Below are 17079 nucleotides of genomic sequence, written 5' to 3'. Positions count from 1 at the left end.
TAAATTAATTTAGTTTTTTTAAAAGCTCATTTAATACGGTGTCTTCTTTGTTTGCTTTTTCAACAAGTTGCTGTGTGAATTTTTCATTCGTTGACTTGTTAAATGTGCCATTTACATCTAAATTTTTTTTCTTTTGGAAGGATTTGAGTGCATCCTCTAGTTCGCTATCAAATTCAGTAGACTGATTATTAATATGATAGCCTAATGCATTCAATCCCACCTTCATTGTTTTAACATTTTTATCATCGTCACCCAACTGATATGTTTTATTGCTTGGGATAACATTTAATGATTGATATGCAGGTTCTTCTATTTTCTTATCAGGAGTAATGCCTTTTCCATGAATATAATGAGATTTTGGCGTTAACCATTTCATATTAGTGAATTTTAATAATGAACCATCTTCAAATTCTCGTGTAGTCTGCACAATGCCTTTACCAAATGTTTTTGAACCATAAACTTTGGCTTTATTATAATCTTTCATAGCACCTGTGAAAACTTCTGAAGCACTAGCTGAGCCTTTATTTACTAAAATAGAAACATCCATATCTTTGGCTTCTTTTGAGGCATCATTTGAAGCCTTAATTGCTTCTTTATGTTTGCCTTTTTCTAATTGAACAACTGTTTCATTTTTATCAATGAAAATGTTTGCCATTTTAACAGCTTCATCTAATAAGCCTCCAGGATTATTACGTAAATCCAATACAATTTTACGGATGCCATCTTTGTGTGCTTTAATGATGGCAGATTTTAATTCGCCTGATGTACTATTTTGGAATTTATTGATAGTAAAGACACCGACATCGCCATGTTTTTGGTATTCAACACTTTTGACATGAATTTTATCTCGTTTTATTGTGATGTCGTGAGCTTGTCCACCGCGTTCAATGGTTAGTGTTACTTTTGTACCTTGTTTTCCTCTAACTTTTTTAACAATTGCTTCTAAAGGCTGTCCTTTAATCGATTTACCATTCACTTTAGTAACCACATCTTTAGGCTGAATTCCGGCCTTTTCAGCAGGTGATTGTTTCATAGGGCTTGTAATTTGAATTTGATTCCCTTTCTTTTGCATTTCAGCCCCAATACCTACAAAATCACCTGATACATCTTCATTAAATGATTTAGTTTCTTTTTTGGTCATATAGTCTGAATAAGGGTCATCCAATTTTTTTACCATACCATCAATCGCTGCTGTCCCCAGCTCTTCTGAACTAGTATCTTTATAGTATTCATCATCTAGTGTTTGATAAACTTGCTCTACTTTTTTCATCTCAGCACGTTGATTACTATTTAAACCACTTGTCCAATGACTGATCCCAATCGTTGCAAATACTGCAATCACAGCAGTTACAAGTATTGTAACTATTAATATAATAATAAAGTGACTACGTTTGAAATTTATTTGTTTCTTTGTTGATTGCGATGATGCTTTTTCATTTACTTCTTGATTCACTTCAGTTGTGTCTTTACTTTCTGACATTTAATCACTTCCAATACATATGTAAAAAATTAATATTGTAAAAAATCATTACAAATAAAATGAGCTGGGATTGAATCATTTAGATTAATCCCAGCAACAAATGATACCTTATTATTTTAATATATTTTAATCGTGCTACTCAAATGTTAAAGTAATTAAAATTTTAACCATTCGGTATATTCCTCGTATAAATCATCAAAAACGGATAATGAAATAGTATAATGCCCTTGTGTTTCTATATAATCTGACAGTATATGAAAGTCTTTTTCATGTTTTGGAAAAGATAAATCATCAAATATTTCTTCTGCTAATTCACCTTTTTCATCTTTACGCCCACGTGCTGTAAGGGCAAAATGATAAAATGAATGGTCTTTCATTAGTTCATTGTCACATCAACAATTTTAGTTTCACCTTTAGTCACAGTTGTTACATCAGCCACTGAAATAGATGCTGTGTTGTCAGAATTTGTGATAATAATTGGTGAAACAACTGATTTTGCATTTTCTTTTATATAGTCTAAATCAAATTTTAATAATGGGTCTCCAACGTTAACAACGTCGCCACTTTCAACTAGAATGTCAAAGCCTTCACCATCTAATTGCACGGTATCAAGACCAATATGAACAAGTAATTCTAGGCCATTTTCAGCTTTTAATCCAATAGCATGTTTCGTTGGGAAAACATTATCTACCTTACCATCGATTGGTGAAACAACTTCACCTTCTGTTGGATTTATACCAAAGCCTTCACCCATCATTTTTTGAGCAAATACTGGATCTGGTATATCTTCGATTTTTACATATTCCCCAGTGATTGGTGCATAAATCGCGCTTTCTTTATTGACCTCTTTGCCTTTACCAAATAATTTTTTAAACATAATATGTTCGCTCCTTATTTTTCAAAATGTGGTATTAAATCTCCATATCCTAGTTCTTCTAATTTTTCATATGGTATAAATTGTACAGCTGCTGAATTAATGCAATATCTCAGACCGCCGCTTTCTTTTGGTCCGTCATTGAATACGTGACCTAAATGGCTATTTGCATCTTCAGAACGTACTTCAGTGCGCACCATGCCAAATGTTTTGTCGACTAATTCAACGATTTCTTCATCGGCTAATGCCTTAGAAAAACTTGGCCAACCACAATCTGATTCGAATTTTTCTTCAGAAGTGAATAATGGTTTACCTGAAATTTTATCAACGTAAATACCTTTTTCAAAGTGGTTCCAGTATTCGTTTTGAAATGGCGGTTCTGTACCATTTTCTTGTGTAACTAAATACTCCATTTCATTTAAATCATTTTTATTCTTTTTAATCATTTTGTTTCCCCCAATGCTTTTCTATAAAATTTTTCCGACCTGATCCACGTTGATACTGTTCATAATGCAATGGATTCTTTTTATAGTAATCCTGATGATAAGTTTCAGCTGGATAAAAGTTTTTATATGGTTTAATGGGTGTAATGACAGGTTTGTTAAAGATACCTTGTTCATTTAATTGTTGAATTTTAGCTTCGGCTGCTTTTTTCTGATTTTCATCATGATAAAAAATAGCAGGCTCATAATGTTCTCCACGATCAAAAAATTGACCACCGTTATCAGTAGGATCAAACGTTTTGAAATAAACGTCTAATATATTTTCGAAGGAAGTAATTTCTGAGTTATAAGTAATTTGGACTGCCTCGACATGCCCAGTTTGATTTGTACTTACACTTTCATAAGTTGGGTTATCTGTATGTCCACCACTATAACCAGAAATAACATTTTCGATACCAGGATATGAAGTGAATGGTTTAACTAAACACCAAAAACATCCTCCTGCTAATGTCGCATAAGCCATAATATACCTCCTATATCTATTTTGTCATAAAGTTACCATTATTTTAAGCGATTTGCTATGAAACTGTTTATATATTAAATAAGACCAATTTCATTTTGAGTATAGTCATAGCGCGCTTTGAAGTAGTACTTTATGATCGTAATACGACTAAACCGATAGCACCTTGTCCTGTATGTGTTGAAATGATAGGTGTTGTAACGTTCGTGTCGAATTTTGTAAAGTTGAACTCTTCTGAAAAATGTTTTTTTACTTTGTCTACGAATTCAATAATATTTGCATGTGCAATACCGATAGATTTTACATTTTTATCACCGATAAACGCGCTCACTTCTTTTTTGAGGAACTGAACACTTGCATTTTGAGTTCGAGAATTATGAATTAATTCAATCTTTCCGTCTTCGAGTGTTCCGATTGGTTTGATTTTCATCATATTACCAATTAAACCTTTCGTTTTGCTAATACGTCCGCCTTTAATTAATTGGTTTAATTGTCCTATAACAACATAAAGTTTAATGTTTTTTTGTAGTTCAACAATGTTTTCAACGATTTCATTTGTTGATAGTCCAGTATTATTCCAATCAACAATGTGTTGCACTTGGTAACCTAAACCAAAAGAAATAGACTTAGAATCAATGACAGTAACTTTACTATCAGTCATTTCGCTAGCTTGCAGTGCAGTCTGATAAGTTCCACTTAAACCTGATGTCATATGAATGCTTATGATTTCAGAACCATCTTCGCCTAGTTCATCGTATAATTCAATGAACTTACCGATAGCAGGTTGACTTGTTTTAGTATCAGCATTTTCTTCCAGTTTTTGAATATATTCTTCCGACGATATATCTATTTGGTCAATGTAGGATTCACCATCAATTGTTAAATTAAGAGGTATCACATGAATATTATTTTCATTTAAATATTCATGTGATAAATCAGATGTTGAATCAGTAACAATTTTCTTTTTTATCATAAATTTCCTCCTATGAAGTTCCCTTACGGATTAAATGTAAAAAGGTATGAGGAATCGTATTTTTTTCATCCAATACACCTTTATTTGATGATGCGACTTCCCAGTCTTTAAATGTATATGGTGGGAAAAAAGTATCACCGTTATATTTATCTTCAATAACAGTAATATACATATCATCAACCTTATCTATCATTTCTTCAAATAAGGACTGGCCACCAAATATAAAAACATGGCCAGGTAAGTTGTAGATTTCTTCGAAAGAATGGATAACATCCACACCCTCTGGTTTAAATGATTTATTTCTAGTTAACACAACATTTCTTCTATTAGGAAGAGGTTTCCCGATAGATTCAAATGTTGCACGACCCATGACAAGCGTATTTCCAGTAGTTAACGACTTAACGTGCTTTAAATCACTAGGTAAATGCCAAGGCAATTGGTTATTTACGCCAATAACCCGTTGTTGATCATGGGCTACAAGTATTGAAAGTGTCATAATGTTCCTCCTAATATTGAAATGAAAACAGTTTAATATGAAACACAAAGTGCATTATATAATAAATTATTGATGTTTTTAAGTCACTTCTCATTTAAACTGCGATGGGTGCTTTAATCGCTGGATGTGATTCATAATCAACAATTTCTAAATCCTCGTAATCAATATCAAAAATAGAGGCATCTGAATTGATATTAAGTGTTGGTGGATTATAGCTTTCTCGTGCTAATTGTGTCTCAATAGCTTCGATATGATTAGAGTATATATGTGCATCGCCAAAGGTGTGTACAAATTCTCCAACTTCAAGGCCACATTCTTTCGCGATGAGGTGAGTTAATAAACTATAACTTGCGATGTTAAAAGGAACCCCTAAAAAGATGTCTGCACTTCTTTGGTATAATTGACAACTTAATTTGCCATCTTGAACATAAAACTGAAACATTGTATGACAAGGTGGTAACGCCATTGTATCAATTTCTGTTGGATTCCATGCAGATACGATATGACGTCTTGAATTAGGATTCGTTTTAATTTGATTGATCACCGTTTTTAATTGATCATAATGATTACCATATTTATCTTCCCAATCACGCCATTGTTTACCATAAACATTACCTAAATCACCATATTTTTTAGCAAAATCATCATCATTTAAAATACGTTTTTTAAATTGGTTCATTTCGTCTTTATAGATTAGGTTAAAGGACTCGTCTTTTTGTGCCCTATGGCCAAAATCAGTCATGTCGGGTCCGTTATAGTCTTTGGATTGAACAAATTTTTCGAATGCCCACTCATTCCAAATGTTGTTATTATATTGAAGTAAATACTTAATATTTGTATCTCCTTTGATAAACCATAAGAGCTCTGTAGCAATTAATTTAAATGATACTTTTTTAGTTGTTAGTAATGGGAAGCCTTTTGATAAATCAAACCTCAGTTGGTGACCAAATTTTGAGATGGTTCCAGTATTTGTGCGATCATTCTTTTGTTTACCGATTTCTAAAATTTCTTCACATAATTGATGATACGCTTGATCAAAAGCATTTAACATTTAATCCACTCCTTCCAAAATTAATTTTATTTGTATCTTATTGGATAATTGTTATAAGTTAAAGGATTTAACATTAATTATGTAAAAATAATGTACTTTGAGTAAATTATACATCATTTTTTGTAAACGTTATACGCGTTAGTACTTATTTTTATGGAATAAATGCCAACTTACTATATCTTATTGGCTTGTTTAGACACAGTAAGTTGGCATAATGACCATTTAATGAATTTTTACGCTATGTTATTCAATACGATTTAAAAGCGATATTTATATAACCATACGAACCATTTAGCAGTAATCGTCAAATGCGTCTTTAATGTCCATACAAATATCTTGAATATCTCTACCTTCAATGTGTTCACGAGGTATAAAATGTTTCAATTCTTGTCCTTTGAAAAGCGCATAGGATGGACTAGATGGAACCTGTTGGATATAATCACGCATTGTTGCAGTAGCTTCTTTATCTTGACCTGCGAATACTGTTACTTTATTTGTAGGTTTTTTATCATTTTGTTCTACAACTGTAACAGCCGCTGGTCTTGCTAAACCAGCTGCACAACCACATGTTGAATTAATAACAACAAATGTTGTATCGTCACTACCCACATTTGTCATAAAGTTAGATACTTCATCTGCGGTTTCTAAACTTTTGAAATCACGTCCAGTTAATTCACTACGCATTTGAGTTGCAAGTTCATTCATGTATGCTTCATATGCATTCATTTAAAACACTCCTTTATAAATTCATATCATCAAATTATTACGATTTATTTCTATTAGCAATTTGTTTCCACACAGAACCTAATGCTTCATCACCATTTTCAATTCTTGCTATTGCCATTTCTATTTGAAGTTTAACTTCATATGCAGGGTCATTTTCATGTGTGCGAAGTGCATCAAGTTGTTCAGGACCGCCTTCATCAAATATAAACATAGCAGCTCGCCATCTTACTATTTTATGGGGATCATCTAATGCTTTTTCCATTTCAGGCAAAGCTTGTTTGAATCCTAAATCGCTTAAACAATCACCAGCTGTTCTTCTGACTGCTGGACTTTTATCATGTAATCCTTTAAATAAATAAGGTAATACTGCTTTATCTTCTATCATACCAAGCAACACGATCGCTTCACGTCTTAATGGTGTTTTCTCTTCTTCACTAACAGCATCACCTAATAATGGGAAATCTCTTTCTGTTGGTGTTGGGAAAGCTTTTAACATTCTTAAGCGTTCTTTCCAATCATCAGTTGCTTGATAAGTCTCAAGCGTCACATGTTGGTATTTTTTTTCAGGAATAACGACATCTGTATTTAAAGCATTTTCTACAAGATGGTTTAAATCTTTTTCAGGATAAAGTGCTAGGATTTCTTCAGTGACTTCAGACATAATATCATCTAATTCACCATAACGTATACCTAAGTCTTCCCATTTACGTTGGAAAACGATATTGTCATCATCTTTTTGAGCTGCAAGCATACTATCAATATACACTTCAGGTAATTGCTTACGTTTTTCTTCAGTACTAGAAGTAAGTTTAACCTGGTATGGGATCCCTTTGAACTCAAGTACTTCTGCCCTAACTTCGCCAAAGTGTTCATCTGGTGCTGGTGTAACAATAGATTCAGATTCGTCGCTTAATGTTGCTGTTACTTTAGGTAATAAAACTTCCCAATCATATTTGGGCTTTTTATCTACAGCTAAAAAATCCATAACGTAAAATATAGATTTCACACCATCAACTGCTAATACATCATTGATAAACTTGGGCTGATTATCAAGAATAGTTGTATACGTATTTGACTTATTATCTTTTCTTTTCTCATTCAAAACAATTTTCATTGTGTTGGGACTGGGCGTTGGTTCGACACGTACAATTTCCATTCAGAAAACTCCTTTTTATATTTCTTCTAAGGTTTTAGTTACTTCAGGTAATAGTGTTTCCCACTCATAGTCCGCCTTTTTATCTACGGAGATAAAATTCATTGCTTGGAAAATAGATTTTATTCCTTCGATTTGTAAAATATCGTTAATAAACTCAGGTTGATTATCTTTTACTGCAGTAAAGGTATTCGGTTTGTAATCTTCACCTGATAATTGTAAAACGATTTTCATTGTATTTGGGTTTGGTGTTTGTGATACTTCTAAAATATCCATAATAAAATGCCTCCTAATTATTGTAACTCATTTCCTAATTGTTTAATTTCTTTGCCGATTGAACATTCATTTATACAAAAATGATGTGCTTGTGTTTTACCTTCTGACTTTCTTATATGATGTTTGAGTAAACATGATTTGCAATAAGTGTTCATTAAATCATCTATTGAAGCCATAGCTTCTTTTTCAGAATAAGTAAGAATGTTTGTCACGCTCCTATATTACTTAAAATATCATATTTCTATCGATTGATTCATTTTATAATGTTTTGACACTTGAAGACATTATATCATTTGTAACTAGGATTGTTTAATCTTTAAATTTATGAAAATAGATATTCAACTTTTTATGTACGATATGAATAAACACACTTGTATTTTTAATTTTTTCTGATAAAATTACTTAGTTGTTTATTTTGCGGTTTCTAAACTCCCGCATTATCAAAATTTAGGAGGAATTTAAATTGTTTAACGAAATATTTGGTGTACTAACATTTTTAGTTACCTTTTTATTATTAGTAGCTATGTATCGCTTGTTTGGGAAACAGGGATTAATCGCATGGATTGCAATTGGAACTGTACTTGCTAATATCCAAGTTCTTAAAACAATCGACATATTTACTATTTCAGCAACATTAGGTAATGTAATGTTTGCTTCTATATATCTTGCCACAGATATTTTAAATGATATTTATGGTAGAAAAGTTGCAAAGCGTGCAGTCTGGATTGGCTTTAGTTCAACACTTGTTATGATTATCGTAATGCAAATGTCGCTGCATTTTACACCATCATCTATTGATACTTCGCAAGGTGCGTTGGAATCAATATTTAATCTTGTGCCAAGAATTGCATTGGGATCAGTGGTTGCCTATATAATCGGACAACATTTAGATGTACTACTCTTCTCGTTAATAAAAAAAGTGTTTAGCTCAGATAAAACATTTATCATTAGAGCATATGGTAGTACGATCATAAGTAACATAATCGACACTGCTTTATTTGTAACCATTGCATTTTATGGTTCAATGCCAAATGCAGCAGTATTTGAAATTTTTATTACTACGTATCTATTGAAAGTAATCTCAACGATATTTAATGTACCATTTGGTTACTGGGCGAAATCCATGTATCGTAAAGGAAAAATTAGTAAATTAGATGAAGGTTATTAAAAACTCTGAAATTGGTTAAATGCCAATTTCAGAGTTTTTATTATTTAAACTAGCAGTGATTTGATTTTTAAGAAAATCAAAAGTAAGATAACCATCGCAATCTTGGAAGTGTCCATTATGATGCAGTTCGACTGTTTCTGTATTTAATTGTTGAGATAATCGGTTTGTTGCATTTATGTCGACAATTGGGTCATTATCTCCACCTATGGTCATGATATGTTGCGCATTAATATTTTCAAATTGTACTTGTGTTTGATTGATAAATTGATTCAATTCAGGGAGATTGTGTAAAGGTTCATTGAAACCTGAAATTAAAAACAGCCCTTTTATATTACTAAATACCTCTACTTTTGATAAATAATTTAAAACGGTAACCACACCCAGGCTATGAGCAACAATGATAGAATCTTTATCGAGTTTATGATTTAAACTATGTTGAATTGCGCTGTCCCAAGCATCTAAATCGGGGTCATTAGTATTTGGTAAATACACGATTTCAGTATGATAATCATAGGATTTCATCTGTGTTGCTAACCATTCAAACCAATGACTTTCGGTGCTAGCTTGGTAACCATGTATGATGAACATATTTTTCAATATAACAGCCTCCTTTAATTCCGACCTTTATAGTATGTTATTTATTATACATCACCTTACGTCAAAATGTCTAAATATCCGATTAGTATCGTTTCACTTATATAGAACAAGTACCATTTGTTTGGTAGTATAAATGTAAATATAGTTATAAGGATGATATGAATGGCGAAAATATATTTTGATGCTGCTACAGCTGGCAACCCTGGTGAAAGTGCCAGTGCAGTTGTCATTATCACAGAAGAAGAACGATTTCATTACACGAAATCATTGGGTCAAATGGATAACCATAGTGCTGAATGGGCATCGTTTCAGTTCGCGTTGGAATGTGCTATAGCACATAATATAACAACTGGCCTTGTATATACGGATTCTAAACTTATCGAAGATAGTTTTAATAGAGGGAATGTAAAAAATGAAAAATTCAAATCTTACTATAATGAAATTATAAAATTAGAACAAAAATTTGAATTACTCTTTGTTCGTTGGGTACCGAGAAACCAAAATAAAGAAGCGAATCATCATGCAAAACAAAGTTTATATCAAATAACCAAACATAACAAAAAATCATAACGCTATCTAAAGCTACTACAAAGAAGCGGTTATGAATCGAAAAACGAGACTGAGACATTAATAGTTGCCTCAGTCTCGTTTTTAAATAAAGAAATAACTGTATAATCTTGCACTTTATCATCTTATTTGTCGATTCAAAAAATGAGTTAGGTTTGTAAATTTTTAAATTAGCCAGCTTTAATCATTTGGTGCAAAAAAACATTTTCTATCAAAATCTTTTCCTGTGTCTTGCCTACTACATTATTCACATTGTTATGATAGTTAAATTATGAATTTAACTGAAATGTGTGGATAGATATTTACCAGAAACATACAACTCATGTTCTTTACATATATTAAGAATTTTAGTAAGTTCTGTTCCAAATTGCATCTTATCCAGCAAATCGACTGTATTTAGAGGCACTTTGGTATGAATTTCTGCTAATGTTTTTGACAATTTAAGGTTATCGATATTAGCTTCGATTTTAGTTCTTTGACCTGGTGTTAATTGATCTAATGCATTTAAAACAGATTCTACAGACCCGTGATTTTGAATGAGTTTAATTGCTGTTTTTTCACCAATCCCTTTCACACCTGGATAACCATCAGCTGTGTCTCCCATAAATGCTTTGACATCGATTAATTGTAAAGGATTCAACCCGTATTCACTTTGAAAACGATCTAAAGTATAACGGTTATAAATATTAAAGCCTTTTTTAGTTAGCCATATTTCTACATTAGGATTAATACATTGCAAAATATCTTTATCACCTGTTACGACATAAACTTGATTTTGATCAGAATATTGTTGTGCAAGTGTACCGATAACATCATCAGCTTCATAATTTTGAACGCCAATATTTACAAATCCAAATTGATTAGAAACTTCTTTGACATAGTCAAATTGTGGAATCAATTCTTCTGGTGGTGTAGGTCTATTTTGTTTATATCCATCAAACATATCATTTCTAAATGTTGATTTACCCATATCCCAGCACACTGCGACATGAGAAGGCTGTATTTCATTGATAGCGGTAAACACATGGCGAACAAATCCTTGAACACCATTTGTAGGTATACCTGATGAATTTCTCATAAATTGTTTATGCAAACTTGTTGCAAAGAAGTGGCGAAATAATAAAGCCATGCCGTCTATTAGTAATATTTTTTTGGTCATATTGTGTCCTCTTTCTATTTTTACAATAATGCTTTTAATTTTTCGTTTGTTTCTTGTAATTGTTTAATAAGAGCGTCGTCCATTTCAAATGCTAATAGTTCTTGAATTTGATGATGCGCTTCTTTTTCTAATGTTTTGAATTTAGTTTCAGCATTGTAATCCATTGTAGAGACAATGTCGCTCATTGCTTGTCTTAAATTTGCAATACAAGGTGCTAAAAGTGCTATGGTTTCGTGTGTGATTTGTTCTTGAATCGCACTTTGAGATTTAGGTTGCAAAATCGTTTTCTTAGTTAAACCTTTTGGTAAAGCATTGAGCATGGTTTCTAAATCAATTTTTAAATAAGGGTCATCAAGTTCAATCATTTCTTGACTAAACTCAGGTTGTATAAATACATGTACTTGTTCAAGCTTTTGTTTTAATGGTGCAATCTCTGCATATACTTGTTCATGAAAATACTTCTTGATACGTTCTACTAAAAGGGACTGTTCTAAATATAGACGTTGGTGAATCTGATCTAAGTAAATTTTGGTTGATTGACGTTTTTCATCATTAAAATTACTATTTTTTGTCATTTGTCCATTGTAAATAGATTTAACCTCGTCTTGTAATTGTAGTTTTAATCGTTCATTTAAATGGTATAGTTGATCTTCTACTTCATTTGATGTGCGTTGTTCAGCAATTTGTAATATATTATTGTTGAAAATTGAAGAATTTTTATATTCTTGTAGCTTTTGTTTTCTTTGTTCAATTTGTTTTTTATTATTGTTAAATTCTTCAATCATTTGCTCATAAGCTTCAGAAATATTTTTTAATTGATTTAACATTTGTTGCTGTAAGATATCTTTGGATTCGATTTGAGTAAAGTGCTGAATACTGTCTTGAAGGCGTTTGATACCCTCATTGCCTGATTTCAGTGCTTCTCTACTTGATACTGCAAAAATATCTGAATCCATATTGACTTGACTTAAAGCATCACCGACATACTCAATAACAGCATTTAAATCCTCTTCCGTTTCTGCTAAATCAGTAGCATTGACAATCATTTTAAAGGCCTGATTTTCGTTCAATTGATTCATTTCTTTCATATGTTCAATAAAACGTTTATCATTTTCCGTAAATGAATGATTAAAATAACTAACATAGAGTATTAAATCGGAAGAAGTTAGTACTTTTTCTGTCTCATTCGTATGACGCTGATTATTTGAATGTAAACCTAATGAATCTACTATAATTTTATCTTTCAACCATTCTAAAGGTATATTTAGATGAACTGTATTAACAAACGTTGCATATTCATCCTCTGCACTCCACTTTTTAATTTCATCTTGTGCAATCGTATGTGTTTGCCCATCTTTGAGCATGTCTTGGTACATATCGTAATGCTTTTCAACAGCGTTCACAAAAGCTAACTTATTTTTCTCTAATGTTGCTTTCAATTTATTCGTGTTTTTAGATAGAAAATCTTCAATTGTTTTAAATGTTTTATTTTCTACTTCAAACACATGATTTAATTCTTCTAATAATTGTTTAGAGGATTTTAATGTGATTTGGCTTTCATGACCATAAGTTAATTCGGTCATTGCAGCTGTCGTTGGGTTGGGCGAACTCACTAAGTATGCATCTCCTAAGAGTGCATTGATTAAACTACTTTTACCTGCACTAAATGTGCCAAAAACACCAATTTTTATTATTTTCTTATCTAATCTCTTAAGCGTTTCTTCTATATCTGATTTTGTTTGTTCGAATAATGGTACATCTTTTATGGTATTCAAGGCATTTTTAATATTTTGAGTATTATTGGAATGCTTCTGCTGTTTACTTACATCAGATTTTGTTTGTTTCTTTAGATTAGTTTTGTTGTTTTTCGGTGTGAAAGTAATTTCTTTTCTATCTATCAATTTATCAAGAGAATCGTCCATGTGAATATAGTAATGCATATAGTTTTGTGTTTCTAATGACTCTCTTAAGCTACGCATTTCTATAAACTTCTCATAATCATTGTAATCATCTGCTTGTTCTGTACCAATATCATTAGCTTGCGCATGGCTTATAGCTTTTTTAAATAATGGATCTGATGCTTTAGCAATATGTTGTTTAAGTGCTTTCATCAAATCGTCGCAGAAAGTTAATACATATTGATTACTAATCGTTATTTGCATTTGATATAAATCGTTAATCAATGATGAAGGGATAGTGTAATGTTGATTTAAAATCTCATCATTTATATCAGATGAATTGATGAATCTCGTTAAAAATGACATATCTTCTCTTAATGGTTGTCGTATTTCTTGATTAACTTTATCTTGTAAGTGTTCTAAGACTGTAGTTAATCGTCGTTGTTGTTCTTCTTCTGTCTTTTTCTTTTTATTAAATAATCCGCCAACACTAAAATCTTTTGTGCGACTTTCTAAGTATATTCTGATTTTTTCTCTTGTGTCATGCGTCATGATATAAGCATTATCGATGATTGCTTTTCTCTTTTGCTTTAAAAAATCATATAATTCTTCAGGATTGTTTAGCAGTTTGGCTTCTTCACTAACTACTTGATGTTGTTTGAAATTAAGATAAGCTTGATCAAAATCCGCTTCATTAATATCTAACTTATCTAGTAAATCCTGAATTTCATATTGTACATAAGATAATTGTTCGTTAGTAATAAATTTAACAATGCGTTCTACATAAGCAGCTATAGATTCACGATGCGTATCTTTCTCTATTAAATAATTAGAAAGTGACGTGATTTCATTATGCTCATGTTCATATTTTGAAACGTAAAATGTTTGATCTAGGTCGATTTCCCACTCATTGATGGATTTATCTACACGACGCTTAAATGTTTCGAAACTAATTTCTTCTTCATTATGCTTATCTATCTGATTTATCACAAATACGACTGGTACACCTGCTTGATTAAGTTGTTTCATAAACTGAAAGTTTAATGATGATTGTACGTGATTATAATCTACAGTATAAAATAATATATTACTTGTATACATAAATTCTTCAGTGCTAGATTGGTGCGTTGCAACATTTGAATCTACCCCAGGTGTATCTTGTAATGTGAAGCCTTTATTAAACTTAGTTGATGGAAATTTAATTTCAACAGATTCTACATCGAAATTCTCGCGATTCATTTGTTTCACTTCATCGTAGTTATTTAAGATTGTGTATTGTTGATGGCTTAAATTAGCAATGATACCAGGTTGTTCAGCAACAGATACAATTGCGGTATTACTAGTAGTTGGTACAGGTGAGCTTGGTAAAATACTTTCTTCTAATAACAAATTGATTAATGTGGATTTACCAGCCGAGAAGTGACCAACAAATGTCGCTGTATATTGTTCTAAAAACATCTTTTTAATAACCTGATTGATAATGTGAACCAGTCTATCGTTTTTAGATTTTTCTACTTCTTTTTTTAATTTATATAAAATATCGAGTTGCTCAGTATTAGACATCTTTCGTATCCCCTTTATTACTTATATGTAATTAATCCTTATTGTATAACAAATGATTGCATGTCTAAAGTAAGTATTTGAAATTAAATTGTTTCATTGCAAATTTTATCAAACAACTTAGAACTTTTTTGAAGTTAATTAGCATTAGTCATTGAATAAATAATTACTTAAAGTGACAGTCTATATTTTTATGCACCATATTCAATTTATGGCATTACAAAATTATTTATTGTCATGCTAACTACACCATATTTTAAATATATTCACTTTACATCTCAAAACAACAGGGGGCATTTGTTTATGCACCCTGCTTTTAACATTGGATATCATAGCTATATAAGAAAAGGCTATTTTGTTGAACTATAAATAACACCTTTTTTAAGTATCTTAATTATCCACTGTATTTTATTATGAAATAATTTAGTGCAAATGAATGACTAGGCATAACTTACATATGATTATAATGATAGGTCACTAGTTCGAAAAATTGTTGCATATCATATCCCCATTTCCCATAATAAGCGATAGGATCAACATGTGTCGTACCTCCCCAATACTGTCTTACTGCATTATGACTAATGATTGTACCTATCCACTTATTCTTATCTGCAAAGCTAGGGGTCAAACCATTTTGTTTTAACATATATGCAGCAAGCCACGGATGAATTTCTTTGTTATCTACAAATGCATGTACAAAGGCAATTTTATATGTGTCATACATCCGATCAACCCATTGTTGTAGCGTTCGATTATCTTCGCCTACTTCATGAATGACAACACCTTTATAAGTACCATATTTATATGGCAATTTAGGAAGTGTATTCATTCTACTGTCCTTTATCACGTTTGAGTGATTTATATTATTTTGAATTATATATTGATTGACATCGGGGTAATTAATAAGTGTTGAAGTATCTTTATTTTGGGAAGGCTGATTCGCATTTAGTAATGTATCATTTATTTTAGTAGTTTGTGTCATCACAGTAGAATGAGACTCATTAAAATTTAATAACGGACTTGTGGCATAAGTAGCAGGAGCGAAAATAACTGACGTTAAAATTAGGGAGACAAACAGCAAAAATATTTTTAACATAGAATAAAAATCCTTTCGATTTTTTGAAATAAAAAAATATTGTACAATACAATAATTATAATACTCCAAAAAACCATGACTACAAGTGTATTATTCCACCTTGAAAACGCTAGATATAAAATTATGTGTATTCATGCGCTCTGTCGTTGCAATAATCTGGACTTGCATGGAATTCGACAAATTAGTGAATTTAAAGATGTTGAAGTAGCAGTGAAAATGCTACGACTTCAATAAGTTAATATTTAAAATTATAATCATGCGCTAAGGATGGTTTAAACATAAAAAAACTGAAACATTAATTTATGTCTCAGTCTTTTTTATCAATTTATTAAGTTATTAGTAATTATGCATGTGCTTTAGCTTGAATCATAATTATTTTAAAATTGACTTATTCTACTTCCATCTAGGTTTGTCAAAATCAGTATTGGGTTTATTAATCCCTATATTATCTCTTGAATAAAGGGCTGGATCTTTAGCAATTTGTACTGCAATGGCTGCCACACTCTTTCTAGAAACTTCTGTCCCTTTAAAAGGTTCATCTTTTTTGGTGATTTCATAATCGATTTCGTTCGTATGTGTTAACCAGGCAGGTCTAAAAATAGTGTAATCTAAATCAGATTGTTCAATGATATCGGCTGCTTTCCTATAAATTACTAAATAATCACTAATTTGATCTTGTACCCATAATCCGAAATTCCCTGGTACTTCATTATATATACCAATGGAAGTAACGAAAATAAGTCTTTTGACATTATTTACATTCATTGCATCTACAATGGTCTGTGCTTCTTTATCTAATTCACCAGATAACGAAGCTAAAACGATATCAACGTCTTCCATAGCACGATTTACATCTTCAAAATTTGTTGCGTCACCTTCTCTAACGCGTATACGATCAGAAGCGTAATCAGGTAATCGATTTGCATCTCTTAAAAATAAGCGCAAAGTATAGGAAGTGTTTTCTAAAAATGAATTGATCGCCGCTTTAGAAACAGCACCATTAGCTCCCAATATTAATACTTTAGTCATTTAATCACTCCAT

19 protein-coding genes are annotated in these 17079 nt (G+C 31.4%); 2 read left to right on the top strand and 17 right to left on the bottom strand.

Features of this window, described 5'->3' with window-relative positions:
• Positions 1 to 4: 4 nt before the first annotated feature.
• The 12 genes from M1D64_RS06830 to M1D64_RS06775 all read right to left on the bottom strand — a co-directional run bounded on the left by M1D64_RS06830 (position 5) and on the right by M1D64_RS06775 (position 8204).
• Positions 5 to 1480, bottom strand: a complete 1476-nt coding sequence (locus tag M1D64_RS06830) for a S41 family peptidase (protein ID WP_480977430.1) — start codon at positions 1478 to 1480, stop codon at positions 5 to 7.
• Between the two features lie 155 nt (positions 1481 to 1635).
• On the bottom strand, positions 1636 to 1857 hold the full coding sequence (locus M1D64_RS06825; protein WP_002483292.1) for a YozE family protein: 222 nt from the start codon (positions 1855 to 1857) through the stop codon (positions 1636 to 1638).
• A complete protein-coding gene (locus tag M1D64_RS06820) occupies positions 1857 to 2357 on the bottom strand; it encodes a PTS sugar transporter subunit IIA (RefSeq protein ID WP_002483291.1) in 501 nt (166 codons plus the stop codon). The genes M1D64_RS06825 and M1D64_RS06820 overlap by 1 nt, the downstream gene beginning before the upstream one ends.
• A 14-nt stretch (positions 2358 to 2371) precedes the next feature.
• The gene (gene msrB, locus M1D64_RS06815; RefSeq protein WP_002483290.1) at positions 2372 to 2800 is read right to left on the bottom strand and encodes a peptide-methionine (R)-S-oxide reductase MsrB; all 429 of its coding nucleotides are present in this window, start codon (positions 2798 to 2800) and stop codon (positions 2372 to 2374) included.
• On the bottom strand, positions 2793 to 3320 hold the full coding sequence (gene msrA / locus M1D64_RS06810; protein WP_041080673.1) for a peptide-methionine (S)-S-oxide reductase MsrA: 528 nt from the start codon (positions 3318 to 3320) through the stop codon (positions 2793 to 2795). Before msrA ends, msrB begins: the two co-directional genes overlap by 8 nt.
• Positions 3321 to 3450: 130 nt before the next feature.
• Complete coding sequence (locus M1D64_RS06805) at positions 3451 to 4290, bottom strand: DegV family protein (protein ID WP_002483288.1); 840 nt, start codon at positions 4288 to 4290, stop codon at positions 3451 to 3453.
• A 10-nt stretch (positions 4291 to 4300) separates the two neighbouring features.
• Positions 4301 to 4786 carry a dihydrofolate reductase gene (locus M1D64_RS06800; protein WP_002483287.1) on the bottom strand — a complete coding sequence of 162 codons (486 nt, stop codon included), beginning with the start codon at positions 4784 to 4786 and terminating at the stop codon, positions 4301 to 4303.
• Between the two features lie 94 nt (positions 4787 to 4880).
• Positions 4881 to 5837, bottom strand: a complete 957-nt coding sequence (locus tag M1D64_RS06795; protein ID WP_011303096.1) for a thymidylate synthase — start codon at positions 5835 to 5837, stop codon at positions 4881 to 4883.
• 291 nt (positions 5838 to 6128) lie between these two features.
• Complete coding sequence (gene brxA / locus M1D64_RS06790) at positions 6129 to 6563, bottom strand: bacilliredoxin BrxA (RefSeq protein ID WP_002483285.1); 435 nt, start codon at positions 6561 to 6563, stop codon at positions 6129 to 6131.
• A 37-nt stretch (positions 6564 to 6600) separates the two neighbouring features.
• Positions 6601 to 7719 carry a conserved virulence factor C family protein gene (locus M1D64_RS06785; protein WP_002483284.1) on the bottom strand — a complete coding sequence of 373 codons (1119 nt, stop codon included), beginning with the start codon at positions 7717 to 7719 and terminating at the stop codon, positions 6601 to 6603.
• A gap of 15 nt (positions 7720 to 7734) precedes the next feature.
• A complete protein-coding gene (locus tag M1D64_RS06780) occupies positions 7735 to 7992 on the bottom strand; it encodes a NifU N-terminal domain-containing protein (RefSeq protein ID WP_002483283.1) in 258 nt (85 codons plus the stop codon).
• A gap of 17 nt (positions 7993 to 8009) precedes the next feature.
• Positions 8010 to 8204: a zinc-finger domain-containing protein gene (locus tag M1D64_RS06775; RefSeq protein ID WP_011303093.1), complete on the bottom strand. Its 195-nt coding sequence runs from the start codon at positions 8202 to 8204 to the stop codon at positions 8010 to 8012.
• Between the two features lie 251 nt (positions 8205 to 8455).
• Here M1D64_RS06775 and M1D64_RS06770 point away from each other — a divergent pair, with 251 nt between their 5' ends.
• A complete protein-coding gene (locus tag M1D64_RS06770; protein WP_002483282.1) occupies positions 8456 to 9160 on the top strand; it encodes a queuosine precursor transporter in 705 nt (234 codons plus the stop codon).
• A gap of 15 nt (positions 9161 to 9175) precedes the next feature.
• On the opposite strand, the gene M1D64_RS06765 is transcribed toward M1D64_RS06770, so the two are convergent.
• Entirely contained in the window at positions 9176 to 9757 is a 582-nt protein-coding gene (locus tag M1D64_RS06765) for an RBBP9/YdeN family alpha/beta hydrolase (RefSeq protein ID WP_037538426.1), read from the bottom strand.
• A gap of 162 nt (positions 9758 to 9919) precedes the next feature.
• Between M1D64_RS06765 and M1D64_RS06760 the strand changes: the two genes are divergently transcribed.
• Positions 9920 to 10327 (top strand): ribonuclease HI family protein, encoded by a 408-nt coding sequence (locus tag M1D64_RS06760; protein ID WP_002483280.1) that lies wholly within the window; start codon positions 9920 to 9922, stop codon positions 10325 to 10327.
• 274 nt (positions 10328 to 10601) lie between these two features.
• On the opposite strand, the gene M1D64_RS06755 is transcribed toward M1D64_RS06760, so the two are convergent.
• The 4 genes from M1D64_RS06755 to M1D64_RS06740 form a co-directional block, all read right to left on the bottom strand.
• A complete protein-coding gene (locus tag M1D64_RS06755; RefSeq protein ID WP_480977429.1) occupies positions 10602 to 11483 on the bottom strand; it encodes a 5'-3' exonuclease in 882 nt (293 codons plus the stop codon).
• A gap of 20 nt (positions 11484 to 11503) precedes the next feature.
• On the bottom strand, positions 11504 to 14944 hold the full coding sequence (locus M1D64_RS06750; protein ID WP_002483278.1) for a dynamin family protein: 3441 nt from the start codon (positions 14942 to 14944) through the stop codon (positions 11504 to 11506).
• Positions 14945 to 15392: 448 nt separating this feature from the next.
• Positions 15393 to 16037 (bottom strand): peptidoglycan recognition protein family protein, encoded by a 645-nt coding sequence (locus M1D64_RS06745; RefSeq protein WP_037538424.1) that lies wholly within the window; start codon positions 16035 to 16037, stop codon positions 15393 to 15395.
• Positions 16038 to 16430: 393 nt separating this feature from the next.
• Entirely contained in the window at positions 16431 to 17066 is a 636-nt protein-coding gene (locus tag M1D64_RS06740) for an SDR family oxidoreductase (RefSeq protein ID WP_041080669.1), read from the bottom strand.
• Positions 17067 to 17079 lie beyond the last annotated feature (13 nt).

The organism is Staphylococcus sp. Z5-21, assembly GCF_056529615.1.
This window is presented reverse-complemented; position numbering and strand designations above follow the sequence as displayed.